Here is a 26,248-nt window from a genome sequence, read left to right on the forward strand (position 1 = left end):
GGTGGTTACAACGACTCGATCTACCGTCTCCGGTTGCCGAAAATATATCATTAAAAACAACGTTGAACGTGATAGATGAGTACCCAGAAACTCGAGCCAGCGGCAGACTGGAGTGCGATGTATATCGACGGCGAGTGGCGCGACGCCGCGAGCGGCGAAACGATCCCGGTCGAAAATCCGGCGACCCGGGACGTGTTTACGAACGTGCCGGCAGCGACGGAAGCGGACGTCGATGCGGCGTACGAGGCGGCAAAGGAAGCCCAACCCGCCTGGGAGGAGACGCCGCGCGAAGAGCGCGACGAGTACGTCGGGAACCTACTCGACGAACTGAACGCCCGGTTCGAGGATATCGCGGGTCTGCTCGCGACCGAAGCCGGCACCCCGTCGTTCCGGGCGCTGGCCGAATTCGCCACCGCGACCGGCGACGTGGAGATGGCGCTCGACCTCGACGCACCCGAAGAGGAGGTCCGGCCCTCGACGTCGATCGACGGGAAGGACAATCACATCGTCTACGAACCGGTCGGCGTCGTGGGGGTCATCTCGCCGTGGAACTTCCCGCTTCACCTCTCGCTGCGCGCCGTCGCACCCGCGATCGCGCTCGGCAACACGGTCGTCTTGAAGCCGGCCACGGATACACCGATCACGGGCGGGCTACTCATCGCGAAGCTCTGTGAGGCTGCGGGCATCCCCGACGGCGTCGTCAACGTCGTCACCGGTCGCGGTTCCGATATCGGCGATCGGTTCACCGGCCATCCGATCCCGCGGGTCATCTCCTTTACCGGGTCCACCGCCGTCGGCACCGACGTCGCCGCGAACGCCGGTGAGAGCCTCGCGCTCCCCGCACTCGAGTTGGGCGGCAACGCGCCGTTCGTCGTCACCGACGATGCGGACCTCGACGTGGCGGCTCGAGCGGGCGCGTTCGGTTCCTTTTTCCATCAGGGGCAGGTGTGCATCTCGATCAATCGCCACCTGGTCCACGAGTCGGTGTACGACGAGTACGTCGAGATGCTCGTCGACCACGCCGAGTCGCTCGTCATCGGCGATCCCTCGGCGGACGAAAACGTCACGTTCGGGCCGGTGCAAAACGAGACCCAGCGCGACGATCTGGTCGCGTTCATCGAGGAGACGGTCGATGCCGGTGCGACCCTCGAGACTGGGGGTGAGGCAGACGGCCTGTTCGTCGAACCGACGGTCCTGTCCGATTGTACGAACGACATGCCGACGGCGTGTAACGAACACTTCGGTCCCGTCGCACCGATTATTCCCTTCTCGGACGACGAGGAGGCGATCGAACTGGCAAACGACACCGAATACGGCCTCTCGGCGTCGGTTTTCTGTGAGGATGGAGAGCGCGCCCGCGACCTCGCCGATCGGATCGAGGCAGGCATGGTCCACATCAACGACCAACCGATAAACGAGGACCACAATGCGCCGTTTGGCGGCGTCAAGCAGTCCGGACTCGGCCGGTACCACGCCGAGTGGATCGTCGGCGAACTCACCGAGCCGAAGTGGATCTCGGTCCAGAACGAAGAACGCGACTACTTCGTCTTCTGAGGATTCGCTCGCGTTCGTCTGTCCGACGTTCGCAAACGAATTCCATCGGGTTCGCTGCCATCTGTTCGGACCGGATCCAGATGTGCTGGCTGCGTTGGGGGGCGAATATCCTCCTCGTTACCTGCCTAACTCTTCGACGGACAGGGTGTACGTCCCCTGGCCACTGGCTGCATGGACGAGGATACCCAGCGTTTCATCGCCCGAGAGGTCGACGGATATTTCTTCGGCGGCCGACGGACCGGTGGAGGCCTCGTCGTAATCGCGGGTTGTTGGCGTTCGTCCGTCGGTCGTCAGATAGAGATCGAAGTCACCGTACGAAACCCCATCGAGCGTCGTGGTTGCCTGACACGGATCGTTCGTGTCGAGTTGGTAGGTGTACGCGTCGCTCGCGTAGCGCGACCCATAGCCGCTATAGAGGCGGCCGTCGCTGTGCGCGGTGGCCGTCTCGTCGCCACAGGCACCGGGGCCAGGGGTATCCGGATTATCGGGGCTATCTCCGGGTGCGGTAGTCACGGCGTTGCCGGCGTCGACGCGGCCGTGCCCCTGTTCGGTTTCGTCGAGCCCGACGTCGACGGCGGTGTTCTGGAGGTGAGACCGTAACGCGTCGGGAGAAAGGTTCGGATGCGCCGAGAGCGTGAGTCCGGCGACGCCGGCGACCACCGGCGACGCCATCGACGTTCCGGAGAACGAATTATAGCTGTCCCAGGGAACCGACGAGAGGACGTCCCCACCCGGTGCGGCCAGTTCGATTTCGGGGCCGTAATTCGAGAAGTTGGACAGGCTTCCGTCCTCGTCGACCGAAGAGACGGCCAGTACGTCGTCGTAGGAGGCCGGATACGAAACGTCACTGCTTTCGTTGCCGGCAGCGGCGACCACGAGCGTCCCCTGTGAGTAAGCGTACGAACAGGCGTCTCGCATTAGTTGCGAGGAGTTGCCGCCACCGAGAGACATGTTGATGACGTCGGCGCCCTGCTCCGTCGCCCACTGGACTGCGTCGGCGATATCCGCTATGGAACCCCCTTCGCTCCCCAGGACCCGCCCCGACAGTATCGAACAGTTGGAGATCCCCGCGGGGCCCGTTCCATCGTCGGTCCCACCGGCTGCGATACCGGCGACGTGCGTGCCGTGGCTCTCGCTCTGACTGGTCGGATACGGATCGCCATCGCCGCCGGCGAAGTCCCGACCGTAGTTCGAAGCGTTGTCGTCCATGTTCTCGGCGAGGTGCGGGTGATCGTACTGGATTCCCTGATCGAGGACCGCGATCGTCACGTCCGGATCCCCGAGCGTCACGTCCCAGGCTTCCTCACAGTTGACCATCTGCGGAGCGTACTGGGAACCATACTCGGGATCGTTCGGCGCGAAAGCGGGACCGACGTCGTCCCGCTTCTCGGGCGCGCCGTCCGTCCCCGGATCGAACGGATGGTACGTAGCGTTGTTTTCGGCGTATTCGATCCCGTCGCCGTCGACGATATCCGCTCCGAAGCTACTCACGGACCGCGTGGAATCCGACTCGGAAAACGTCACTGCGGCATAACCGAGGACGTCGTTCGAGTGGACGATCGTCGCGGTATCGGGAATCGTACGCTCGACGGTCGATTCGACGTCCGTAACAGACGAGGAGACACCGACGAGAACCTCATCTTTTTTTGGGCCGGGTTCGCGCCCAGGGGTCGCCGACACGACGCCGCCGAATCCGATCAGTGCGCCGAGTGAACTTGCTGCTTCCAGGACTCGTCGTCTGTTAACGAGGTGTTTGTTGTCGTCCGACATGGACAGTAACGCTATTGATAAATAAAATACTTAATACTTATTAAACTTGGTAATATATGAATATTGTTTTACATGGAAATAAACGACTCGCGTGAGAACTCCCGAAAATACAGAATTGCATCAGTAAGAACGTAATTCATTAGTAATGGTGATTAGAATAAACAATAGTGAGTTTATCCACTCCGGTCATCGCACGGATCGAAACGGCGATTCGACGGCACATTCTGTCTCCGAGACGAGCGTTTTCGTACGTTCGTCCCGACCGGGAAACAGCGATTCGACCGGACACGACGGCAACCAACCTTGACAGGGCGGACACGACCGACACAACACGACTCACGTAAGGCGATGAACCCACGCGGAGTGAACCCATCCGGAACGCGGACCGGAGACGACCGTTGCTGCAACCGACGGATGGAGGGACGGCGTGTCGACTCGAGCCGAACGTCCCGCCTCGAACGTAGCGGGAACGCCGATGTTCGAGAAGACCTAACGATGGGCCGCGTTCGTTATCGGCCGCGTTCCTCGAGCCGGAGCGAGTACTGTCCTGCACCCCGTTCGGCGTGTACTTGCAGTCCCAGTACCTCGTCACCGTCGAGTGTGAGGTTGATCGACTCGTTCGAGGCCGAATTGGTCGAGGCCTGATCGTGGTCCCACCTGCTTGGCGACCGACCGTCGGTTGTCAGGTAGAGTTCGAAGTCACCGTCGGCGGGCCCCTCGAGCGCGACGGTCGCCGAACAGGGGTTGGTCGTGTGCAGTTGGTAACCGTATCGGTCGCTCTGGCCCCACCAGCTACTGCCGTCGAGCGATCCGTCGGCGCTCGCCGTGACGGTTTCGTTGCCACATTGGCCGGTCGGGTTCCCCTCGTCCTGATCGGTATCTCCATCCTGATTCCCAGAATCGTCACTGTTCCCGGTGTCACCGGACGGATCGGTCCCAACCGCTGCGGCGGCGTCGACGCGACCGGCGCCCTGTTCCATTTCGTCGAGTCCGACGTCGGCGGCCGTTTCGAGAAGGTGCTGGCGGAGTTCCGTCGGCGACAGATCGGGGTGGGCCGAGAGCGCGAGTCCGGCGACACCGGAAACCACCGGTGACGCCATCGACGTTCCGGACAACCGGGCGTAGTCGCCGCCGTTGACGGTCGAGAAGACCTGACTGCCGGGAGCCGCGATGTCTATCTCCGGGCCGGTGTTGGAAAACGAAGCGAGCGAGTCGTCGGGCTCCAGTGCCGAGACGCCGACGACGGTCTCCTCGGAGGCGGGCGAGAAAACGCGGTTGACACCTTGGTTCCCGGCCGCGGCGACGAGCAACACGCCGCGGTCGGCCGCGTACTGACAGGCCGACCGAAGCGTTTCGAACGAGCCCTGGACGCCCAGCGAGAGGTTGATGATGTCCGCACCGGCGTCGGCAGACCACTGAATCGCATCGGCGACGTCCGAGAGCGCCCCCTGTCCGGTTCGATTGAGCGCGCGGACCGCGAGCAACGAGCAATCGCTGATGCCAGCGTGGCCGGTTCCGTCGTTCGTCCCGCCGGTCGCGATGCCCGCAACGTGCGTCCCGTGGAATTCGTCCCGGCCAGGATACGGATCCCCGTCGTTGTCAACGAAGTCTTGACCGATGCGGTCGTCGACGACGCCCTCGAGTGCGGGATGGTCGTACTGGACCCCCTGGTCGACGACGGCGATGACGACGTCCTCGCTTCCGCGGGTCGTCTCCCAGGCCTGCTCACAGTTGACCTGCCGGGGGGCGCGCTGGTTCTCGTATTGCGGATCGTTCGGCTCGAGGAGCGACTGAACGGTAACGTTCGATTCCGCGTACTCGACGGCAGGCGAACGCCTGATTGATTCGAAGATCCGCTCGCGAGTGCGTTCGGACGCGTCCGCCGGGATAGAAACCGTCGCGTACCGGATCGTCTCGTTCGCGTGTGCAACCTCGCACCCATCGGGTGAGCAGGTGTGCGCCTCGTACACCACGTCCGACACCGACGACGAGAGGCCGACGATAATCTCGTCCGTCTTCGGCCCCGGTTCGCGGCCGGGCGTCGCGCTCGCGACGCCGCTCGAGCCGATCAGTCCACCGATGGCGATCGATCCGGCACCGGAGAGGACCGAACGGCGGTCGTACGTCCGATCGCCCCCGGTTCGATCGGATGGATCTTCCTTCGTCATAGGATGACATTCATCAGGGGCCGAAATTAGTAAAAGTTTGTTAAACTAATGACTGTTCACTGCGGAATTTAAAATCGGCATCGTGTTCGTTCAGTTATAATTCTAGAGATAGTACGTGGGCATGCGAAGCCGCTCTGTTACACCACTGTCAGGCGCTCGAGAAACTGAGAGAGGGTTTCCAGCTAAGTGGGAGGGTTTGCTGGCGTCCTCCCGACGATGTACCGGGGTGACGGCGAAATCGATGATGTGTGAAACGCCGGCTCTATCGGCCGCGCTCTTCGATGGAGAGCGTGTAGGCGCCGCCGCCCTGATACCGCCTGACGAGGATACCGAGCGTCTCGTTTCCGGTGAGATCCACCGGAATTTCTTCGTTGGCGTCCTGGCTCACCGACCGTTCGTCGTAGTCGAGCGTAGTCGGCGTCCGCCCGTCGAGGGTGAGATAGAGGTCGAAATCGGCGCTCTCGGGACCCTCGAGAGTAACGATAGCGCGACAGGGATCCGACGTCTCGAGTTGGTACGTGTAGGTATCGCTCGGGTTGCCCCACCAACCGCCGCTGAATTCCCCGTCGGCAGTCGCGTTCGTGACTTCGTCACCACACGTACCGGGATCGGGGTCGGGATCGGGGTCGGGGTCCGGGGAACTGTCGGGGTCCGTGGTGACGGCGTTTCCGGCGTCGACGCGACCGCTTCCCTGCTCGACGTCCGACAGTCCGACGTCGACGGCCGTCCGGGTGAGATGCGCGCGCAGTTCCTGGGGCGAGAGGGACGGCCACGCCGAGAGCGTGAGCCCGGCCACGCCGGCGACTACCGGCGACGCCATCGACGTTCCGGAGTAGCTATCGTAGCGATCCCAGGGGACGCTCGAGAGGACCTTGGTGCCCGGGGCCGCGAGGTCGATCTCCGGGCCGACGTTCGAGAAGTCCGACAACTGTTCGCTCTCGTCGAGCGAGGAAACGGCGACCACGCTATCGTAGGCTGCGGGGTAGGAAACGCTGCCACCGTAATCGTTGCCGGCAGCCGCGACCAGCAACGAGCCGTTCGAGTAGGCGTACTGACAGGCCTCGGCCATCAGGTCGGTGGGCGTCCCGCCACCGAGAGAGAGGTTGATGACGTCGGCCCCCTGGTCGGCCGACCACTGGATCGCGTCCGCGATGTCGGAGAGCGAACCGCCGCCCGACGCGCTGAGCACCCGGGCAGACAGCAAGGTGCAGTTCGATATTCCGGCGTGTCCGGTCCCGTTGTCGGTTCCGCCCGCGGCGATGCCGCCGACGTGCGTGCCGTGGCTTTCGCTCTCGCTCGTCGGGTACGGATCGCCGTCGTCGTCGACGAAGTCGTACCCGCCGTTCGAGACGCCATCGGAGACGGTCCCCTCGAGATTCGGGTGATCGTACTGGATGCCCTGGTCGACGACCGAAATCGTGACGTTCGGATCGCCGAGCGTCTTCTCCCAGGCCGTCTCACAGTTGACCTGCTGCGGTGCATACTGGCTCCCGTAACGCGGGTCGTCCGGCGTATACAGCGGCGCTGCGTCGTCGCCGTCACCCGCCGAATCGGGGACAGTCGCGTTCGAGTCCGGGGGCGTCACCTCGAGGGCTCGATAGGTCTCGTTGTTCTCGGTGTATCGAACCGTTTCCGCGTCGTGTAGGTCCTCTCTGACAGTTTCTTTCGTCGGATTGTCGCCCTCGTCGGAAACGCTCACGGCGGCGTAGCTCAGCGTCTCGTTCGTGTGAACGATTTCCGCGTTGGGCGGTAGGCTGGACTGTAATTCCGCTTCGACGCCAGAACCGTCGGGGTCGACCCCGACGATTAGTTCCGAGTTCTTCGGACCAGGGCTCCGTCCTGGCACCGCCGACGTGACGCCACTGAACCCGATCAGTGCGCCGGCCGCTCCGATTGATTCGAGGATCGATCGCCGATTGAATTTTCGGTTATTACTATCGACCATTTCCAGACCCAAGCGCAATGTGCTCGTATTAATAGGTTTCTATGAATTTCAGAATTTAATTTGGTATGACAGGCCATTCAAAATGCCTCGGTAACGACGGCGTCACGGAGCGGGTGCTCCCCGCGATACTCGGCCGACCACGCAAAGGACGGAAGCGAATCGGCGTCACCGCCAGCGTCGTCGGTTCCACGAGTCGTCCGAGACGCTGGCACACGATGGCGCACGGAGAAGTCCGGCCGTCCGTCCCCGTCACTCCGAACGGGTCGACTGGAGCGTCGTCACGACGTCGATTCGGTACACCTATTTTCGGGCACGGGAAAGGGCGGACGACTGACCATGTTCGACCGCGTTCGTGCCCGTCTCGAGTCCGACACCGCGTCCGAGCCGGCGGTCGGACTGTTCGTCGACGGACCGAACGTGTTTCGCGAGGAGTTCGACGTCGACCTCGACGACCTCCGCGCCGCCGCCCGAGATCTCGGTCGAGTCGGCGTTATTCGATTGTATCTCGACGAGCACGCGACGCCGGGGCTCATCCAGGCGGCCGAAGCGCGGGGCTTCGAAGTGATCGTCACCAGCGGCGACGTCGACGTCAAACTCGCCGTCGACGCCACCGCGCTCGTGGCCGACGGCACGATCGACCGACTCGCGATCGTCTCGCGGGATACGGATTTCAAGCCCGTCCTCGAGTACGCCGGAACCGTCGGCGTCGCAACGACCGCGATCGCACCGGGACGCCACGGCCGCTCGGACGCACTGCGAAACGCGGCCGACGAGACCGTCACGCTCGAGCCGACGGACGACCACGCTGGCGACGAACCCTAGCCGCTGTAGGAACTCTCGCCGACGATCTCGAGGAGATCGCCGCGACCGGTGGCGCTCGTCTCGTCGAACTCCGTCACGCGAACTCGTACCTGCTTCTCGACGGTTTCCGGACCGGCGCCGTCGACGACCAGTTCCGTATCACCGATGAACGCCCGGCCGCTGGTACCGTTCGTTTCCGCGACGAAGACGTCGACCTCGGAACCGACCTCGAGCATCGGCCGGTTCGCCCGAAACCGCCACCCCCTGAAATACTTGCGCAGCAGGCTCATACGCGGGCCACCTCTTCGCTCTCTCTGTCGATTACGTACTCGCGACCGAAGCCCGTCAGTGCGGCGAGAACGAACACCGCCACGAGAAGCCACCCCTGGAAGACGAACGGGACGACGTCGATCGGCGTGACGACCATCGACTGATCGAACCAGTCGTACTCCCCGGGAAGGTTCTGCATCGCGGTGTAGCCGGCGAGGACGCCGCCGGACCACGGGAAGATATAGCCCAGCGCAGCGGTCTGTCCGTCGAGAATGTTCGCTCGACGGTACCCGTTGAGATTGAACCGCTCGCCGATTTTCGAGATGTAGGGACCGATCGCGACCTCGGCGGCCGTGTTGATGGTGATGATCGCGTTGATCAGCGCCGTCGAGGCGACCATGGTGAGTTCTGCGTTGCGGACGCTCGTCGCAAGGTTTTCGATCGACCACTCGAGTAGCACCTCGAACGCGCCGCCCCGGATCATGATCTGGGCCGCCCCGATGATCAAGAGGACGAGAATCGATAGTTCGAGAAATCCTTCGACCCCGGTCATGAGGCTCCCGGTGACGCCCACTGCGCCGGGGTCTTCGACGACGGTCAGCATCGGCAGCCCGGCGAGCGGTTCGGAAAGCGGCGCGTCGGGCGGCGCGTTGAACATGAGCATGTCTCCGATACCAGCGAGGCCGAACGCGAGGTTGAAAACCACTGCGAGGACGATTCCCCACGAAATGGCCTCCACGATGTGACGACCCGCGACCGCGGCACCGATCACGGCGAGCATCGAAACGACGTGGACGAGACCGATCGCCTCGCTTCCCTCGAGAAAAATCTCCTGGGCTTGCGCACTGATATCGAGGCCCGCCATCGCCCCGCCGGCAACGACGTAGCCGACGAAGGCGACGACAGCGGCGACGATCACGTACTTGAACCGCGAGGCGACGACGCCGCCGATATCGGCGTCCTGTGTGACGGCGCTGACGATCGTTGTATCGCTGACGGGAGCGAGATTGTCCCCGAAAATCGCCCCGGAGAGGATCGCACCGAACAGCAAGACGGGGTTCGCGCCGAGTAATACGCCCGCGGGAAAGAACAAGCCGACGAACGCGACGCTCGCGCCGTAGCCCGTCCCGATTCCGGTCGTGAAGATGGCCGCGAGGACGAACGTTACCGCCGGGAACAGCGTCGCGCCGACACCCGCCGCGTCGGCCAGCCAGACGAGACCGCCGACGAACCCGCCATCCTGTAACAGCTGGGCGAACATCCCGGCCCAGATCCACGCCACGATCGCCGTCACCGCGACGGGCTGGGTCATCCCCTCGAAAATCGTGTTCGCGTACAGTTGCCAGTTGCCCCGAACGGCGAACATCCCGAGAATCAGTCCGATCAAGATACCCACGATGAGTCCGCCCGTATCGCCGATCCGCCAGAGGGCCGTCTGAACGATCGCCCAGACGATGAAGAAGGCGATCGGAAACGCGCTCATCCCGCGGCCGCCATAGAACTCGACTCTGGGCTCGTTTCCGCGATCGGGTTGTGCGAACCGATCGGCCGGTCCGTCGTCGGCTGATCCGTCTCCGTCTCCGCTCATGCTGGATCACCCATATAGAGACACGCCACTACCAACCACATCCGAAATAAAAACTGTTATTTCACGTATCTGACAAGTCAGTTCGGTGATAGAGCGCCGATCGCGGTCGGAAATCAGTGACTTTTCGGGTTTCGCACGCTACGTACAGGGTATGATCGACGGGATGCCGGTACTGGACGATCACCTCCACCTCGATCCGGACGCACATCGCGGGATCGACGCCGTCAAAGACTTCGCCCGACTCGGAGGCACCCACTTGCTCGTGGTGAACAAACCCTCGTGGCACCTCGGCGTTGAGGCCGAGACCGGCGACGATTTCCGCCCCGTCTTCGAACGCACTATCGAAATCGTCGACGCCGCCTCGAGCGAACTCGAGGGGCGAGCCTGGGCCGTTCTCGGCGTCCATCCGGGGCTCCTCTCGCGGCTGGTCGACGACCGCGGTCTGTCGCCGACCGCGGCTCGAGACCTCATGCAGGCCGGTATCGACGTCGCCGCGGAGTACGTCGAGGCGGGCGAGGCGCTGGCGCTGAAATCCGGGCGGCCGCACTACGAGGTCGACGACGACGTCTGGAACGCCTCGAACGAGGTCATGCGCCGAGCGTTCGAACACGGCGGAACCCTGGGGTGTGCCGTCCAATTGCACACCGAAGCCAGCGAGGACTTGACCACGGTCGCCGAGTGGGCCGAAGACGCCGGCCTGCCCGCCCACCGGGTCGTCAAACACTACGCCGGCGGCCGTCTCGAGGGGCCGACGCCGAGCGTGATGAGCGAGAAGGACCGACTCGAGGTCGCTGCGTCCCGCGGCGCCCCGTTCCTGATGGAGACCGACTACATCGACGACCCCGACAGACCCGGGGCGGTCCTCGGTCCCAAAACGGTTCCCCGTCGGGTCCGCTGGTTACTCGAAAACGGACACGACGAAGCCGTCAGGAACGCACACGTCGAAACGCCGAAACGGGTCTACGGCATCGATACGGTCGCGACCCTCGAGTCGAACGAGTGAGTCGTGACTCGCGGCGAATGTTCGGTCGCGTGAAGGTGGAGCAGTCAGCAGTCGACGACTCGCCGCAAATCCGGTTCGACAACGGTTCCTGAACATTCATCGGAGCGGGGTGGTGTAGAGAAAGGCATTTCAAGCGGCCGGTGTAGGTGTCTGTATGAGCAATTCCCCGACCGAGTTCTACTCGGAGGAACGCTGGCAAAACTGGATCGATCGCATCAAAGACGAAGAGATCGATCCGGAGGACGAATCGTCGGCTCGGCTCCTGCTCAACCTGCAGGACGACACGGCGATCGCGATCGCGAAGATAGTCGCCGCCTACGACGACGGGGAACTCGATCAGGAGGCCGCTCTCGAGGAGGTCAACGACGTTCGCGCGATCGTTCTCAGCGAGGTCGACATCGAGAACGAAGAGAAACTGATCCTCGTCGACGGCGTACAGACGAGTCTGGTCTGTGTCTTCTTTGCGGCCGAAGAGTACATCGCCAACGGTCCGGCCGAAGACGGCAGTGTCGCCGATTATCTCGGTGCTGCGGCGGACGCCGAAGCCGAAGAGGACCTCGACGCCGCCCTCGGGTATGCGGCCCAGGCCGGGACGCTCATCATCGACGACGAGGAACTCGACATGACCGTCGCGGAGAACCTCGAGTACGGGCTGGTCACCGAGTGGATCAACGGACTCGACAGCCTCCAGAGTGCGATGAGTGATCCGGAAGTCGTCGAGGAAGACGAGTAACGACCGTCTGGATTTCGTTCTCGGAGTCGTTCTGGAGCCATCAAACGTTTAAGCAGTGACGACTATCCTCGCCTATGTCACGGTGGCGAGACGAGCGGGCGGTGCTGTTGCTCGCCATCGTCTTCGCCGCGCTCGCGCTCTACCAGGTCAACGTCGTTCCTGCGGAAAACCAGGCGAGAGAAAGTGAGCACAACGAGCAGGTTCACAACGAAATGCTGGATTTGCGGAACGCGATCCGTAACGTCGGCACCACCGGCGGTTCGAGGTCGGTCTCCGTCACCCTGGGTACCCAGTACACGCCTCGCACCGTTACTGCGAACCCGTTAGATCCTTCGGGAGCGCTGAAGACGACGGGAACGGCAACCGTTGATATCGATGCGCAATTTGCGGGTGACAAATCCGATTACGACGGGAATCCCGGAAACCTCACCGGGACGCATGAGACGACGACGCTCGCGTACGTGCCTGACTATAACGAGTATCGAACCGCGCCTACGACCAGAATCGAACACGGGCTGGTGTACAACGACTTCGGGGACGCAAGCGTCTCACTGTCCGAGCACGGACTGCTCTCGGACGGGACGATCAGACTCGTATTACTCGAGGGAACCGTTTCGGAAAAGGGCCGAACGGCAACGTCGCTCGATCCGACGATACTCCGTGGGCCGAGCGACGAAATCCCGATCTCGCCGCGTGACGGACAGGACACCATTACCCTCTCCATCCCGACAGGCTCACCGACTGCATGGAATAAAACGATCGGCGAAACGCTCGATGCGGGTGAATCGGGTGCTCGCGTTACGAGCTACGCGGACGGAACGCTGACTATCGAACTCGCGGATCGAAGCGACCAGTATACGCTTCAGATGGCTCGCGTTGGGATCGGCGATGCGGAGCAAACCGATACCGAATTCGATGTCGAGCGACGCGACGGCGGTGACGGTGAAGTAAATGTGGCCTACGAAGTCGAGTGGACGGATCCGTCGGACAAGTCTGGTGCGGATCCGAACAACTGTGACGCGGAATCCTGCAACGTCGTCGGAAATTCAATCGAGTTGACGATCAATACGACCAAAATCGCTGACGGGGCATCCGTCGAGTACGCGGTGAGCAACCAGAGCGTCGGGACTGTAACACCGTCCGAGGCAGAAACTGACAGCGAGGGAACACATACGACGAGATTCGACGTCGCTTCTGGAGCCAAAGCCGGAGATACGGTGTTCGTCTACACCTCGAGTGGGAGCGACGGCGACCGTATTCGGCTCACTATCACCTCCGGCAAACACTCACCGCCGAGCGTCAACGTGGACGCTGCAACGTACAACACGAAGGGTCCGTTCTGGGACCCGAAATTCGACGTCACAGTCGACTGGTCGGCAACCGACAACGACGACCTGAGCGGCGGTTCGCCAAACGAAGTCAGGCTGATCGACACGTCCGGATCGGTCGTCGACACGAAGTCCATCTCGCCTACGGGTAGAACGGACAGCGGTCGGGTAACCTTCAAGAACCTCGAGAGGTACCCCGACGGCTGGACCGTCGAAGTCGCCGTTTCTAATACGCACGATCTCCGGGATACGGATTCTGGAACGGTCACGAGCAACTGAATCGAACGTCAGATGGATGTTCGACGAACGTCGAAACGTCGAACGACAATACCTTGTACTATCGGCCGTATTGAGAAGATATGACTGCAGTGGGAATCGACGCCGTCGAGATCTGGACCGGCAACCTCAAACTCGACCTTCCGGGCACGTTCGCCCCCGAGAAGGGCGAAGACCCGGAAAAGTACACCAAAGGACTCGGACTCAACGCGAGTTCCTTTCCCGACAGTTACGAGGACATCGTCACCATGGGCGCGAACGCTGCCCACCGGTTGATGGAGCGAAAAGGCCTCGAACCCGACGATATCGGTCGAATCGACGTTGCGACCGAGAGCGCCTTCGACAACTCGAAGCCGGTTTCGACGTACGTCGCTGGCTGCCTCGAGCAGGTCTACGACGGAGATTTTCACCACGCGAACAAGGGCGAACGCAAGTTCGCCTGTATCGCGGGGACGCAGAGCCTGGACGACGCGTACAACTGGATCCGCGCGGGCCGCAATCGTGGACGCTCGGCGCTGGTCATCGCGACGGACACGGCGCTGTACGCTCGCGGCGACGCGGGCGAGGCGACCCAGGGTGCCGGTGCGGTCGCGATGCTCATCAGCGAGGACCCGAGCTTGCTCGAACTCTCCGCCGAACAGGGGTACGGATCGGCGGACGAAACCGACTTCCTCAAGCCGAATCAGCAGTTTCCCTCGGTCGACGGGAAGCGCTCCGTACAGGTCTACCTCGCGCGGATGCGCGAGGCACTGGAAGACTTCGAAAGCGTCGCCGGCGAGGTCCACGAGGACGATTTCGTCTACGCGCCGTTCCACACGCCGTTTCCCGGAATGGTCCGGAAGGCCGCCCTGTTGGCCTACCGCCACATCATCCGGAACACCGGTATCGAGGAGGAACTCGCCGAGGAAATCGGACGTCAGCCACGTCCCGAAGCGTTCGATTCCGACGACGAGTATCGCGATGCCCTCCGTGAATACATGGACGCGCTCAAGGGCACCGATCGCTACGCCGACTGGTACGATGCGACCATCGACCCGACGCTGACGATTTCCCGCGAGGTCGGAAACTGGTACACCGGTTCCGTTCACGTCGCCCGCGTGAGCGCGCTCAAACAGGCGTTCGAGGAGGGACGCGAGTTGACGGACGAAAAGCTGCTCGTCGGCTCCTACGGCAGCGGCGCACAGGCGGAAATCCACGCCGAGACGATTCAAGACGGCTGGACGGACGAAATCGACGCTCTCAACGTCGACGAGCAACTCCGGGACCGGTACGAACTCGAGTGGGAGGATTACGAGGAGATTCACGACGCCCACAACCACGAGATGGACGTCGACGTCGAGGAGTTCACGACGCCCGACGAGGAATTCGTTTTCGACGGGTGGGGCCGAATGGGCGAACGGAAGTATCGGTACGTCGAATAAGCGAGGGACTCGACGAATTTTTGCAGGCGAGGCCGGTGGTCGAGCGAAACGAACGAGTCGTTCGGTGGAACTGGCGTACTGGCAGAGAGGACGAACGGTCCTCACTTCTGTCCGATATGTATCAATGGAATAATATAATGGGTGCTTCTATTATCGTGCATGGCAGACCGTCCCGGTCCTCCGGACTGGCTTATCGATCAGCCTGGATTGACCGCCCTCGCGGTAATTAGCGGAGTCCTGGCGCTGTTCGTCGTCCTGCCGTATCTACAGTACGTCCTCTTCGGCGTCGTTCTCGCGTACATTCTGCTCCCCGTCCAGCGACGCCTCGAGCGATACGTCAGATCGACGATCGCTGCGATCGTCGTAGTCGTGGCCACGTTGATTATCGTGTTGCTCCCGCTGGTTTACGTCGTCGCGATCGCGATCCAGCAGTCGTTTCGGCTCGTCCGAGCCATCCGACAGGGACAACTCGACGTCGAGACGATCGAAGAAGTTCTCGCGACGAACGGCTACGCCGTCGATCTCGCCGAACTGTACGAGTCGTACCAGGACCCGATCGCGACGGGCATCCAGGGAATCACGACCGGAACCGTCAACATCGTCGGCGGATTGCCGGGAGTCTTCATCGGACTGACCGTCACGCTGTTCGTTCTCTTCGCGCTGTTGCGAGACGGCGATCGACTCGTCGAGTGGTTCCAGTGGGTGTTGCCGATCGAGGACGAGGTGCTCGCGGAACTCCGAACGGGGCTCGATCGACTCATGTGGGCATCGGTCGTCGGCAACGTGGCCGTCGCCGCCGTACAGGCCGTGATGCTCGGCATCGGGCTTGCGATTATCGGTGTTCCCGCGGTGATCTTTCTCACCGTCGCGACGTTCGTCCTCACGCTGTTGCCGCTCGTTGGCGCCTTCGGAGTCTGGATCCCGGCGGCAGCCTACTTGCTCGCGGTCGGCCAGCCAACCGCAAGCGCGGTTCTGACGGTCTACGGGATGGTCGTAAGCCTCTCCGACTCGTACCTTCGACCGGCGATGATCGGCCGGACCAGCGCGTTCAACTCGGCGATCGTCGTCGTCGGCATCTTCGGTGGGCTCGTCGTCTTCGGAGCTGTCGGGCTGTTCATCGGCCCCGTGGTCCTCGGCGGCGCGAAACTCATCCTCGATTGCTTCGCTCAGGAGCGGACCGAAGCGGCGAGTGCAGCGAACCCGCTCGAGGGGGAATCGTCGGAAACAGAACCGACCACGGCGGACTCCGAACCGACGTCACTGCCGAATGCTCGTTCCGACGGGGACTCCGACGGGTAACTCCCGCCTTCGTCGCCGGTCTCGCGATCGACGGATTTCGAGACCCGAGAGGGTCTGCCGGCCGCATTCGGTTCGCACCTGCCCGGCCGCGAGGGTCAAAACGGGTGCGTTCATAACCCCCTGCCCGCTAGAAACGAGTATCGTGTCTCGGACGGAACACCGCAGCCACCGCGGGAGGGGACGAAACGCACTGCAGGATCACCATTACGCTTAGCCATGCACGGATCACACGCTACGGGGAGTCCGTATACTCCCCACACGGAGACGGATCGGACGGCGATGCTCGAGGCGGTCGGTGCCGACACCGTCGAAGACCTCTTCGACATTCCGGCCGACGTTCGGTTCGACGGTCGCTTCGACATCGACGCGCGGTCGGAACGGGAGACCCGGCGACTGGTCCGGTCGATTCTCGATCGCAACGACGATTTCACCGAATTGCTCGGTCGCGGCCACTACGGCTACTACGTGCCGTCGCTGGTCGACCACCTGGCCGACCGGTCCGAGTTTCTCACCTCCTACACGCAGTACCAGCCCGAAATATCCCAGGGATTCTTGCAGGCCCTGTTCGAATACCAGTCGCTTCTGGTCGAGTTGACCGGTCTCGAGATCGCCAACTGCTCGGTCTACGACGCGGCGACGGCGCTCGGCGAGGCGGCCACCCTGTCCGACCGGGTCCGCGAGACCACGGGCCACCGCGTGCTCGTTCCCGAATTCGTGCGCGACGAACGGCGGAGCACCCTCGAGAACTACGTCGCCGGCACGGATCTCTCCGTCGAGGCGTATCCGGCCGACGATGGGACTGTCGATCTGGCGGGTCTCGAAGCGACCGTCGACGAAAGCGTCGTCATGATCTACGCGGAAAACCCGACCGTTCGCGGAACGATCGAGGAAAACCTGGCGGCGATCGGCGACCTCGCCGATACCATCGACGCCCTCTTCACGCTCGGTTCGGACCCGATCGCGCTCTCGCTGCTTCAGCGGCCCGCGGACGTCGGCGCGGACGTGGTCGTCGGCGACGCGAGCGTTCTCGGCCTCCCGACGAGTTACGGAATGGGCCTCGGCCTGTTCGCGACTCGAGACGATTTCCTTCGACAGGTTCCCGGCCGACTCGTCGGCGTCAGCGAGGACGCGACCGGTCGGCGCGCGTACACGTTGACGTTACAGACGCGCGAACAGCACATCCGGCGCGAACGCGCGACGAGCAACATCTGTACGAACCAGGCCTGGGTCGCGCTCCGGACCGCGATGCACGCCGCCGTCCTCGGCCCGAGCGGGCTGGTCGACCTCGCGACGCGCGGCGTCGAACGAGCGGAGGACCTCGCGGCGCGACTCGACGACCTCGTCGGCGTGAAAGCGCCGGTCAACGACCGACGTCACATCCGAGAGTTCGTCGCGCACGTCGACCAGCCCGCGCGGGCCGTCGCAGACGAACTCGAGCGCCGCGGCTTCGCGGTACACGTCGTCGGTGACCACGAGATTCAGGTCTGCGTGGCCGGCGTCACCGACGAGCAACTCGATCGGTTCGTCGCGGTCTTCGAGGAGGTGGTTCGATGACCGCCGACCGAACGGACGGGTCCGAGTCCGGGCGGTCGCGATACGACCAGGCACGCTATCTCGAAAACGGCGAGTACGAACCCCTGCTTTCGGAGAAAAACCTGACGCGCGTCGAGATCGGAGCGGACACGGACGACGGTGACGGATCCGACGAGGGTAGCGGGGACGGCGGTGGGCCGCTTCCCGACGATCTGACGCGGGATTCCCTCGAGTTCCCCGAACTCTCCGAGCCCGAATTAGCACGCCACTACACGCGTCTCTCCCAGATGATCTACGGAATCGATAGCGGTCCGTATCCGCTCGGGTCCTGTACGATGAAGTACAACCCGAAGTTCACGGAGGACGTCGCGGCGCTGCCGGCGGCGGCCGTCCACCCCGACCGGTCCGAAGAGTCGATCCAGGGAACCCTCGAGGTCCTCGCTCGGTTGCAGGACTACCTCGCCAGAATCGGCGGGATGGACGCTGTGACGCTCCAGCCACCCGCGGGCGCAGCCGGCGAGTTCGTCGGCATTCGTGTCGCCACGGCCTACCACGAGCACAGCGGCGAGGGCCACCGGAACGAAGTCATCATTCCCGAAAGCGCCCACGGGACGAACTTCGCGAGCGCCGCACTCGGGGGGTACGACGTCGTCTCGCTGCCCAGCGACGACGAGGGCCGGGTCGATCTCGAGGCGCTCGAGGCCGCCCTGTCGGAGAATACGGCGGCGCTCATGCTGACCAATCCGAACACCCTCGGCCTGTTCGAACGCGACATCGACGCGATAGCGGACATGGTCCACGACGCCGGCGGATTGCTGTACTACGACGGCGCGAATCTGAACGCGCTGCTCGGCCGTGCGCGACCGGGCGATATGGGATTCGACGTGATGCACTACAACGTCCACAAGACGTTCGCGACGCCCCACGGGGGCGGCGGACCGGGTGCGGGTCCGGTCGGCGTCGTCGAGGAACTGGCACCGTTCCTCCCCGCGCCGCGCGTTCGAATCCGCGACGACGGATCGAAGTCCGGTGAACCGATCTACGAGCGGTTCGAACCCGAACACACTATCGGGAAGGTCCACGGGTTCGACGGCAACTGGCTGGTGCTGCTCAAAACGTTCGCCTACATCGCCCGCCTCGGAGACGAGGGACTCGCTGACGCGAGCGCGTCCGCCGTCCTGAACGCCAACTACCTCGCCGAACGGATCGAGTACGACATCCCCTACAGTCCGTTTCACCACGAGTTCGTCGCCAGCGCCGGCGACCAAGACGCCGCCGACGTGGCGAAACGAATGCTCGACTACGGCGTCCACCCGCCGACGACCAAATGGCCCGAGATCGTCCCCGAGGCGCTGATGACCGAGCCGACCGAAGTCGAAAGCAAAGCCACCCTCGACCGACTCGCCGCCGCGTTCAACGCGGTCTACGAGGAGACCGACGAGACCCTGGAGGACGCGCCCGAACGAACCACCGCGCGCCGGATCGATCAGACCAGCGCCGCGCGAACGCCGCGGCTGTCGTGGCAAGCACTGTCGGACGAGTCCTGACTGCGGGGCCGACGTTCGGGTCCGCCAGCTAGTTTCACTCTCCCGTCCCCGTGAGCGATTCTGGAACCGGCACGCCCCGGTAAACGTCTCTGCAGCGCCTCCAAAGAGCGATTCGGGACTGCGTAGCCGTGTTCGGATCTCCCGCGACGCCGCGTACGCGTCTCATCCGCAGCCGCGAACGTGACGTCCGACGGGGAGCGCCGACCGGAGCCACGCGCGTCGCCCGTCGATCGAGTCGTCGTTCCGGCCCGTTTGCCGGTCTCGTGGGGGTGCCAGTCGCCACCCGTCTTTGGTATAGTATTCGAGACCGATCGCGTCGTCCCGACCTGTAACTATCAGCGGTTACGGCGGAATCGACAACCGACCACTGACAAGTGTAGACATACGTATATTTTAACCGATATCGGTTTCGTTCGTATTTCCGATAGGGAAAACTTTTCGACGTGTCCACTCATTTCTACCAACCATGTCTAGTCAGACAAATTCGGCCGACGATCACCTGACGGAGGTATCCGAGCGTCACCGAGAGACAGCTGATGCCGTCCTCCCCGAACACACCTCGCTCTACATCGGCGGCGAGTTCACGGGTTCGGACGGCGGCGAGACGTTCGCGACGACCGATCCGACGACGAACCAGGACCTCGCGTCCGTCGCTCGCGGAACCGAGGCCGACGTGAATCGCGCTGTCGACGCCGCCTGGGACGCATTCGATACGGAATGGTCGGGGTACGACGCCGGTGACCGCCAGCGTGTGCTCCTCGAGATCGCCGAGGCGATCGACGCCCACACCGAGGAACTCGCACAGTTAGAGACGCTCGATAACGGAAAACCGATCACGGAGGCGACGATCGACGTTCGCTCGTCCGCCGAGCAGTTCCGATACTTCGCGGGAATCGTTCGGGAAAACAGCGGCGAGACGATGACCGACGACACGCGGTACGGACAGGTCGTCTCCGAACCGTACGGCGTCGTCGGCCAGATCATCCCGTGGAACTTCCCGCTGATGATGGCGTCGTGGAAACTGGCACCAGCGCTCGCCGCCGGTAACTGTACGGTGTTGAAACCGGCCGAGCAAACGCCCCTCTCGGCGCTTCGACTCGCCGAACTGATCGACGATATCGTTCCCGACGGCGTCGTCAACATCGTCACCGGATTCGGCGACGAGGCCGGGGAACCGCTGACTCGCCATCCCGACGTTCGAAAAGTCGCGTTCACCGGCTCGACGGCCGTCGGAAAACAAGTGATGAAGAACGCGGCCGAAAACGTGACCGACATCACGCTCGAACTCGGCGGCAAGAGCCCCATCGTCATCTTCCCGGACGTCGACGTCGCGAAGGCGACCCAGCTCATCTCCGCCGCGATTTTCTACAACACCGGCGAGTGCTGCGAGGCCGGATCGCGGCTGTTCGTCCACGAGGACGTTGCCGACGGCCTCCTCGAGGCGCTCGTCGACGGGATCGACGCGATGACGATCGGCGATCCGTTACTCGAGGAAACGGACCTCGGCCCGAAGGTTTCGACGGAGCAGGTCGATCGAACGCTCGAGTATCTCGACGCAGCGCGTGACGCCGGCGGCGAGTTCCTCGTCGGTGGCGACAGTCCCGACGATGCGGCCCTTTCCGAGGGCTGTTACGTGGAACCGACCCTCATCGAAGGTCTCGATCACGATCACTCTGCCGTCCAGGAGGAGATTTTCGGCCCGGTCCTCGAGGTGTTCCGCTGGGACGACTACGAGACGATGATGGAGTTGGCGAACGACGTCGACTACGGTCTCGCCGGTGGTGTGATCACCGACGACATCGGCCAGGCGAATCGAGCGGCACGGGACATCGAAGCCGGATATATCTGGATAAACAGCTATCACGACCTCGCTCCCGGTCTTCCGTTCGGCGGCTACAAACAGTCCGGAATCGGCCGCGAACTCAGCGCCGACACTCTCGATCACTACCAGCAGACGAAAACGATCAATCTCTCGCTCCGCTGAGGGCGGCTGTCACGCCCTCGTCGGTGCCTGTGCTGTACCCACCGCCTGCGGTCTCCGCAGCGGCCTGCCGTTTTCTCGCCCCCTCGCGGTCTCCGCTGCCGGTTGTCGTTTCTCGCCCTCTCGCGGTCTCCGCAACGACCTGCCGCTTTCGCTGTCGCCGCCCCATCTCCGCTGTCGCCGCCCCGCCTCTCGGTCGACCGACGTTCGATTACCAGTTCTCTCCGAGTGCCGTTCGTTCCGAGACGCACCGGCGACTCGAGTGACGGCCGAGTCGCGACGGACGGCGATACGGCGGTGGCAAATTCGCTGCTCGAGCGAACCCGATCTCGGCGGGTCGACGGACGTCCGTCACGCGGCGACGAAACGACCGAGAACATCGTGAGCTGAATCGCCGACAGACGCTGTCCGCTCCGCGACAGCGACCGCCGAAAACCGGCGAAAAACGAGCCTACGCGGTACTCGAGTCGATGACGGTCCCGTCGTCACGAATCTGTACGAACCCGTAGTCGCAGTCGGGGCAGTGCCACTTTATTTTCTCCCCGAGGTGGAGGGTCGTACTGGCGGCACGGTAAAACGTCTTCTCGCCCCCGCAGTTGGGGCACTCGTGATCGAGTTCCAGAGTCATGCGACGGGATAGTGAACCGAGCGAGTTTAACGTATTGATTCGGCCGGCGCTCCGACCGTCGCCGCGTCGCTACTCCCGCATTCGAACCGTCGTGCTGTCCGGGCGACGCGGAAGTTAAGTGGAACCCGTCCGTCGGTTCCGGCATGTCCATCTATACCGGTCGCGGCGACGAAGGGGAGACGGACCTTCGAGATATGACCCGCGTCTCGAAGGCGAGCGCCCGCATCGAGGCCTACGGGACCGTCGACGAACTGAACGCCCTGATCGGCACCGTTCGACCGACCGACTACGACGACGTCGACGACCGGCTGGCGGAGATTCAGAACCACCTGCACGTCGTGCAGGCCGATTTCGCGAACCCCAATCCGGACGAGGACGACCCCGCGATCCGCCCCGATCACGTCGTCACCGTCGAGGACTGGATCGACGACTACGACGCGGAACTCGAGCCGCTGACCTCCTTTATCCTGCCGACCGGCAGCGAACACGGAGCGGCGCTCCACCACGCACGAACGGTCTGTCGTCGCGCCGAACGGCGTGCCGTGGCACTCGCATCGGAAGAGGAGATCAACGAGGACGCGGTCCAGTATCTCAACCGGCTCTCGGACGGCCTGTTCACGATCGCGCGCGTCGTCAACGCTCGCGACGGCGTGCCTGAGGACGCACCGGATTACTAGCAATCCGGTGCGGCCGGTCGAGCGCGTTGGTCGCCGCCGATTCCGGCCCGAGAGTATTCTTCGTGACCAGCCCGGTCGATGGCTCGGTCGATAAGGTCTCGAGTCAGAATAGAGGGGTCGAATTCTGGTCGCACGTGCAACTCATCGGTTCCGGTTTCGACAACCGAACCACATTCTCGTCCGCGCCACGTCTGCGAGAATTACACGAACGAACGCCTCGACGTCAGCAGATCCCACTTTCGAGCCACTGCACACGCCCAGGTCGGCGTAATGGACGTCCTCGAGTCGGTCGCCGACCGCGTACGAGTCCGACGCGGACGTCCCACGACTGCCGAACCCGAACCGACTCGAGTCGACCGTGTTCGCGAGGACGCGAGGGTGCTCGAGCGGCGAGCGGACGCGCGGGCTCGAACCGCACTCACCGGTGTGCGAACCCGGGTCGGGTCGAGCCGCTCGAGTGCGCCCGACGACGAGCGGTGAAAGGAAGCCTTAAGTCCAACGCACGGGTACCGCCTCGTGCGGGTTGGTGATCTAGTCCGGTTATGATACCTCCTTCACACGGAGGAAGTCGGCAGTTCAAATCTGCCCCAACCCATACGAACTACGTACGGATTGTAACCGTACTTCTTCTGGCGTTCTAGGCCTTGTACCGGCCGGATCGGCATTTTGGGTAGGGTTTCGGGATCGTAGAACCCACTCAGGTGTTGCACGGGGGTCGTCTCCGTCTGGGAATCCGGGTAAATGGATTACGTCAGGGGATATAAAAATTCGGCCCTCATCGGGGCTATGACCAACAGCACTCGATCGAGACCCAAGACGCGTTTGACAGAGACAACGGCAGACAGCCCGGTCAAGCCGCACGGGTTTAGATGGTCGCCGACCTGTCGATCATTCTCGCTAACAGATATATGATCAAGTGTCCGCGCCGTCAGCGTCCTCTTCGTAGAACTCGGCGGCCTCCTCAGCCGTCGAGGTTGACGTCTCGAACGGTTCGTCAGCACCGTGCTCAATGTAGCGGACTTCGAATGTCTCTGGCCGAGAGTTGGCGTTGTAAGCGTATTTGCCGAGAAGCACGCTAATTACGATTCGTTCACCGACGAATTCACCAGCAGCGTACGCCGTCTCGTTGAGACCCTCGTCGTCGTCCTGGTCAGTGTAGCCCTCTGGGTACTCAACTACCATTTCGGCCTCATTCCCATCGTCAGTATAGCTGATGATCTCGCCCTCGATGTTTAGTTCATCGTCTTCTTCAGAGTTGTTTACATCTCGATACCTTCGAGAAGGTTCTCAAGCGCCTCTTCATGCCGTTCCTCAGGGACATCCACCTCGAAATCGTACGCGTCAAGACCGACGCTGTCGTCGGCCCCGTTGTCCTGCGCATCCGATTCGTCCTCGGACCCTACGGGCTCGCCACCATTCGTCTCGCTCTCTGAATCGGGTCCGTCCGTCGGTGACGTGTCCAGACAACCTGCGAGACCGATCCCTCCAGTGAGAGCTAAAAGTGACCGTCGGGACACTCGGCGTGGCATGCCCCCAACTTCTCGAAAAAGTGTGATAAGTATTGACAACATAGAGCCCACTCGAATCAACATGTGCCTCAACCCCATCTTCGACGCGCGATTCGAGATTCCGAAGGTGCTGACGGCCGCGTTCGGTCGGCCGATCAGGAAACTTCGCAACTCCGTTCTCGACGTGTGTACACGACTTTATCTTAACCTATATGGGTAACTCGTCTCTATCAGTGAGGAAGAAATCGGTTCAGCCGTGGTCGGGAAGCTGTAGTTCCCGCTTGTGAACGTCGTACTCCTCAAAAGCAGCAATCGCACTGGCCGCCACCCAACAGTTGAGGCTATGGATCACTAATTGCAACCGATACCTGTGTCGAACACTGACCGGCAGCACGACCTCGTCGTCTGGGGGGCCACTGGCGTCGCTGGCCGCCTCGTCGCCGAGTATCTCACTGTACAGTATACACCGGACCAGCTCTCGCTCGCACTCGGCGGTCGCAGCGAAAGTCGACTTCAAGAAGTGGAAACAGCGCTCGGAAAACGGCGTTCTGCGTGGGATGACATCCCGATCGTTCTCGGCGACGCGACCGAGCCGGAAAGTCTTCACGCCATCGCCGAAGACACGCGTGTCGTTTGTACGACAGTCGGCCCGTACACGACGTATGGCACACCACTCGTCGAGGCATGCATCGCCGCCGAAACGGACTATTGTGATCTGACGGGCGAGGTGAACTGGGTGCGGGAGATGATCGACCGATACCACGACGACGCAGTCGAGGCAGGCACTCGAATCGTCCACAGCTGTGGGTTCGACTCGATCCCCAGTGATCTCGGTACGAAACTCGTTCAATCGTTCGCCATCGACGAGTTCGGGACGCCGTGTGATATGGCACACATCTACCTGGAGGACAGTCGCGGGAGCGTGAGCGGTGGCACGATGGCCAGTGCACTCGAAGTGTTTCGCGCCGCGTCGACCGACCCGCTGGCCCAGCAGACGCTTCGGAACCCCTACTCGTTGGCACCGAAAGGTGAGCGCGACGGCGTCGATCCGGGCGCACAGTCCGGACCGAAAAAGGACCTACTCCGATCGGTGTGGACGGCTCCGTCGCCGATGGCGATGATGAACGAACGAGTCGTTCGACGCAGCAACGCGCTGCTCGGGTATCCGTGGGGGCGTGAGTTCGAGTGCACAGAAGTGCTGCTCCTGGGCGACGGCCTCGGCGGCCTGGCACGTGCAACCGCTGTCTGGGCGGGGCTCACGGTCGCTACTGCTGGGATGGCGTTCGGACCGACACGAGAAGGACTCCGTCGATTCGTGTTTCCGGATCCGGGCGAGGGGCCGACGAGAGAACAGATCGAAAACGGGTATTTCACCGTCCGCGTACTCGGCCGTGGGACCGCCACTGACGGCCCGTTCGTCGTGGAGAGTCGGATTGGCGCCGATTGGGATCCGGGGTACGGTGCGACCGCGAGAATGCTCAGCGAGGCTGGGATGTGCCTGGTGCGCGACCAGACCGACTCACCGCTCGCGGGTGGGATTCTCACGCCGGCCTCAGGTATCGGTGACCCGCTTGCTGACAGGCTTCGCCAGGCGGGACTGGATGTGGCGGTTGACGTGTGAGATCGTCCGCCCGCGTAAGACGTTCAACGCTGCGTTCGCGTCACGATCACACTCAATTACTGAGGATTGGTAGGGCAGATTGCTCCCTGCGTTCAAAGAGTCGTCACGGCCACACAGCGGACACTCGACGGAGTCCTCTGTAAAGGCCGAAGTATCGGAGCCAACGAGACTTTCGCCGTGCGCGATCCACTGGCCGCTCTCGGTCACCGCTGGCGCCGTCCCCTCGCATGAGACTCCCGGCCAGTAACATTGCTATCCGGTGATCGATTCTAGTGCGAGTGTCCACTGCCCGCTCGCTTGGACTGTAATCCAACTGATTCCTTCGGATTGTACAGTCGTTTCACCTTCGAACGTGCCTGAGTCAGTGAACGGAAACTCGCTGTAGTCTCCGTTCTGCGGGTAGATGTAAACGTCAACCCAGCCTTCGCCCTCGTGTGTGAATGTGATCGTTTCTCTGCCACCGCCACTGAACTGGACAGGTCCGACGATTGTACTGCTTTGCCCTCGTATGTCATCGGGGGACTTGCCACCGGAAACTCGTCAGTCACGCGGGGTTGGACGAGCGTTAGGTCCCACTCGACTGCTGCTGGATCAGTA

General features: G+C 62.7%; 21 protein-coding genes, 1 tRNA gene and 1 pseudogene. 14 read left to right on the forward strand and 9 right to left on the reverse strand.

From position 1 onward, the window contains the following. The first annotated feature begins 75 nt into the window (after window positions 1–75). Window positions 76–1,554, forward strand: coding sequence for an aldehyde dehydrogenase family protein (locus tag NJT13_RS02670; RefSeq protein WP_254523949.1), 1,479 nt, complete (start codon window positions 76–78; stop codon window positions 1,552–1,554). A 117-nt stretch (window positions 1,555–1,671) separates the two neighbouring features. Here NJT13_RS02670 and NJT13_RS02675 read toward each other — a convergent pair whose 3' ends face one another. The 3 genes from NJT13_RS02675 to NJT13_RS02685 form a co-directional block, all read right to left on the reverse strand. After that, window positions 1,672–3,324: a S8 family serine peptidase gene (locus NJT13_RS02675; RefSeq protein WP_254523950.1), complete on the reverse strand. Its 1,653-nt coding sequence runs from the start codon at window positions 3,322–3,324 to the stop codon at window positions 1,672–1,674. A 509-nt stretch (window positions 3,325–3,833) separates the two neighbouring features. Further along, window positions 3,834–5,492 carry a S8 family peptidase gene (locus NJT13_RS02680; RefSeq protein WP_254523951.1) on the reverse strand — a complete coding sequence of 553 codons (1,659 nt, stop codon included), beginning with the start codon at window positions 5,490–5,492 and terminating at the stop codon, window positions 3,834–3,836. A gap of 262 nt (window positions 5,493–5,754) precedes the next feature. Continuing rightward, window positions 5,755–7,437, reverse strand: coding sequence for a S8 family peptidase (locus NJT13_RS02685; protein WP_254523952.1), 1,683 nt, complete (start codon window positions 7,435–7,437; stop codon window positions 5,755–5,757). Between the two features lie 336 nt (window positions 7,438–7,773). Here NJT13_RS02685 and NJT13_RS02690 point away from each other — a divergent pair, with 336 nt between their 5' ends. After that, on the forward strand, window positions 7,774–8,259 hold the full coding sequence (locus NJT13_RS02690; RefSeq protein ID WP_254523953.1) for an NYN domain-containing protein: 486 nt from the start codon (window positions 7,774–7,776) through the stop codon (window positions 8,257–8,259). Here NJT13_RS02690 and NJT13_RS02695 read toward each other — a convergent pair. Then, on the reverse strand, window positions 8,256–8,528 hold the full coding sequence (locus NJT13_RS02695) for a DUF7513 family protein (RefSeq protein ID WP_254523954.1): 273 nt from the start codon (window positions 8,526–8,528) through the stop codon (window positions 8,256–8,258). The two genes, NJT13_RS02690 and NJT13_RS02695, sit on opposite strands and share 4 nt — an antisense overlap. Then, entirely contained in the window at window positions 8,525–10,096 is a 1,572-nt protein-coding gene (locus tag NJT13_RS02700) for a Na+/H+ antiporter NhaC family protein (RefSeq protein WP_254523955.1), read from the reverse strand. Before NJT13_RS02700 ends, NJT13_RS02695 begins: the two co-directional genes overlap by 4 nt. 151 nt (window positions 10,097–10,247) lie before the next feature. On the opposite strand from NJT13_RS02700, the gene NJT13_RS02705 reads away from it, so the two are divergent. The 8 genes from NJT13_RS02705 (at window position 10,248) to NJT13_RS02740 (ending at window position 21,220) form a co-directional block, all read left to right on the forward strand. Next, window positions 10,248–11,099, forward strand: a complete 852-nt coding sequence (locus NJT13_RS02705; RefSeq protein ID WP_254523956.1) for a TatD family hydrolase — start codon at window positions 10,248–10,250, stop codon at window positions 11,097–11,099. 154 nt (window positions 11,100–11,253) lie between these two features. Continuing rightward, window positions 11,254–11,832 (forward strand): DUF2150 family protein, encoded by a 579-nt coding sequence (locus NJT13_RS02710; RefSeq protein WP_254523957.1) that lies wholly within the window; start codon window positions 11,254–11,256, stop codon window positions 11,830–11,832. 74 nt (window positions 11,833–11,906) lie between these two features. Next, window positions 11,907–13,439: a hypothetical protein gene (locus NJT13_RS02715; protein ID WP_254523958.1), complete on the forward strand. Its 1,533-nt coding sequence runs from the start codon at window positions 11,907–11,909 to the stop codon at window positions 13,437–13,439. A gap of 80 nt (window positions 13,440–13,519) precedes the next feature. After that, window positions 13,520–14,857 carry a hydroxymethylglutaryl-CoA synthase gene (hmgB, locus tag NJT13_RS02720; protein ID WP_254523959.1) on the forward strand — a complete coding sequence of 446 codons (1,338 nt, stop codon included), beginning with the start codon at window positions 13,520–13,522 and terminating at the stop codon, window positions 14,855–14,857. 159 nt (window positions 14,858–15,016) lie between these two features. Beyond that, entirely contained in the window at window positions 15,017–16,156 is a 1,140-nt protein-coding gene (locus NJT13_RS02725) for an AI-2E family transporter (protein WP_254523960.1), read from the forward strand. A gap of 216 nt (window positions 16,157–16,372) precedes the next feature. Next, the gene (gene gcvPA, locus NJT13_RS02730) at window positions 16,373–17,710 is read left to right on the forward strand and encodes an aminomethyl-transferring glycine dehydrogenase subunit GcvPA (protein WP_254523961.1); all 1,338 of its coding nucleotides are present in this window, start codon (window positions 16,373–16,375) and stop codon (window positions 17,708–17,710) included. Further along, window positions 17,707–19,236, forward strand: a complete 1,530-nt coding sequence (gene gcvPB / locus NJT13_RS02735) for an aminomethyl-transferring glycine dehydrogenase subunit GcvPB (RefSeq protein ID WP_254523962.1) — start codon at window positions 17,707–17,709, stop codon at window positions 19,234–19,236. The genes gcvPA and gcvPB overlap by 4 nt, the downstream gene beginning before the upstream one ends. 466 nt (window positions 19,237–19,702) lie before the next feature. Beyond that, entirely contained in the window at window positions 19,703–21,220 is a 1,518-nt protein-coding gene (locus NJT13_RS02740) for an aldehyde dehydrogenase family protein (RefSeq protein WP_254523963.1), read from the forward strand. Between the two features lie 448 nt (window positions 21,221–21,668). Here the strand turns inward: NJT13_RS02740 and NJT13_RS02745 are convergent, their stop codons facing one another. Continuing rightward, window positions 21,669–21,845, reverse strand: a complete 177-nt coding sequence (locus tag NJT13_RS02745; RefSeq protein ID WP_254523964.1) for a DUF7838 family putative zinc beta-ribbon protein — start codon at window positions 21,843–21,845, stop codon at window positions 21,669–21,671. Between the two features lie 143 nt (window positions 21,846–21,988). Between NJT13_RS02745 and NJT13_RS02750 the strand changes: the two genes are divergently transcribed. The 3 genes from NJT13_RS02750 to NJT13_RS02755 all read left to right on the forward strand — a co-directional run bounded on the left by NJT13_RS02750 (window position 21,989) and on the right by NJT13_RS02755 (window position 23,117). Beyond that, a complete protein-coding gene (locus NJT13_RS02750) occupies window positions 21,989–22,522 on the forward strand; it encodes a cob(I)yrinic acid a,c-diamide adenosyltransferase (protein WP_254523965.1) in 534 nt (177 codons plus the stop codon). 78 nt (window positions 22,523–22,600) lie between these two features. Further along, a complete protein-coding gene (locus NJT13_RS23375; protein ID WP_425499779.1) occupies window positions 22,601–23,002 on the forward strand; it encodes a DUF7553 family protein in 402 nt (133 codons plus the stop codon). Window positions 23,003–23,042: 40 nt separating this feature from the next. Next, window positions 23,043–23,117: transfer RNA gene (locus tag NJT13_RS02755), tRNA-Val, on the forward strand. A gap of 317 nt (window positions 23,118–23,434) precedes the next feature. Here NJT13_RS02755 and NJT13_RS02760 read toward each other — a convergent pair. The 3 genes and pseudogenes from NJT13_RS02760 to NJT13_RS23380 all read right to left on the reverse strand — a co-directional run. Continuing rightward, a complete protein-coding gene (locus tag NJT13_RS02760) occupies window positions 23,435–23,704 on the reverse strand; it encodes a hypothetical protein (RefSeq protein WP_254523966.1) in 270 nt (89 codons plus the stop codon). A gap of 77 nt (window positions 23,705–23,781) precedes the next feature. Beyond that, the gene (locus NJT13_RS02765) at window positions 23,782–24,039 is read right to left on the reverse strand and encodes a hypothetical protein (protein ID WP_254523967.1); all 258 of its coding nucleotides are present in this window, start codon (window positions 24,037–24,039) and stop codon (window positions 23,782–23,784) included. 82 nt (window positions 24,040–24,121) lie between these two features. Continuing rightward, window positions 24,122–24,232: pseudogene (locus NJT13_RS23380) on the reverse strand (DNA/RNA nuclease SfsA); the annotation flags it as partial. A 168-nt stretch (window positions 24,233–24,400) separates the two neighbouring features. On the opposite strand from NJT13_RS23380, the gene NJT13_RS02770 reads away from it, so the two are divergent. Beyond that, window positions 24,401–25,651, forward strand: a complete 1,251-nt coding sequence (locus tag NJT13_RS02770) for a saccharopine dehydrogenase family protein (protein WP_254523968.1) — start codon at window positions 24,401–24,403, stop codon at window positions 25,649–25,651. Window positions 25,652–26,248 lie beyond the last annotated feature (597 nt).

This window comes from Natrinema caseinilyticum, assembly GCF_024227435.1.
GTDB lineage: Archaea > Halobacteriota > Halobacteria > Halobacteriales > Natrialbaceae > Natrinema > Natrinema caseinilyticum.